Source organism: Aminobacter sp. P4_D5 (genome assembly GCF_056401815.1).
The window spans coordinates 1-635 of record NZ_JBFUIP010000905.1; the positions used below are offsets into that span (position 1 = coordinate 1).

A 635-nucleotide genomic window follows, 5' to 3' on the forward strand; every position below is an offset into this window, starting at 1 on the left:
TTGGGCGCTTCCGGCTCTGCCAGTGAAAGCCCATCCAGACCAGCCTGGTTCCGCAGCGCGACGAGCGGATCGCCTGTGCCCGCCCAGCGCAGCACCAGCCTGCGCTCGGGGTCCACCAGAATCAGGCACAAGCCCGGCGTCAGCCCGGCCGCCTCGCGCTCGAAGACCGCCACCGATTTCTCCACGCCGGAAAAATCGCGGCGCCGGCGGATCACCCGCCAGGAGGAATCCCCCTCCGGCAGCTCGGAATAGCCGCCGAGGGTGAAGAGGACGCGGCTCACGCCTGGTCCGGCCAGATGTCGCGTTCCGTCCAGCCGAGCTCGGCGAATTCCTCCGCGCGCAGATGCGCTTCGCCGACGGAGAAGAACTCGTCGAGCTGCGGGGGTTTCACGCTGGTTCCGGASAGCATSGCGTGSACCTGKCCGCGATGGTGGATGTCGTGCTCGAAGAGATGGAGCAGCAGCCGGTCCGCGCGCTCCCGCTGGATGCGGCTGCCGCGATGAATCTCCACGATATGGCCGAGATCGTCCAGCGCCTCGCACCAGGCGATGAGCCGGTTGTCCACAGCCGCCTGCTCGCGCCGCAGCTCCGCGAGGGTGGCGCAGGGCGCCGGATTGGCGAAGGCGGCGTGGCCG

General features: G+C 69.4%; 2 protein-coding genes. Both read right to left on the reverse strand.

Annotated features, from left to right (window positions below; translation table 11 throughout):
• The coding region (locus AC1DWF_RS35710; RefSeq protein WP_476843186.1) for a hypothetical protein at window positions 1-281 on the reverse strand (281 nt) is incomplete at its 3' end.
• A partial coding sequence (locus tag AC1DWF_RS35715; RefSeq protein WP_476843187.1) for a DinB family protein occupies window positions 278-635 on the reverse strand: 358 nt, incomplete at its 5' end. The genes AC1DWF_RS35715 and AC1DWF_RS35710, both read right to left, overlap by 4 nt.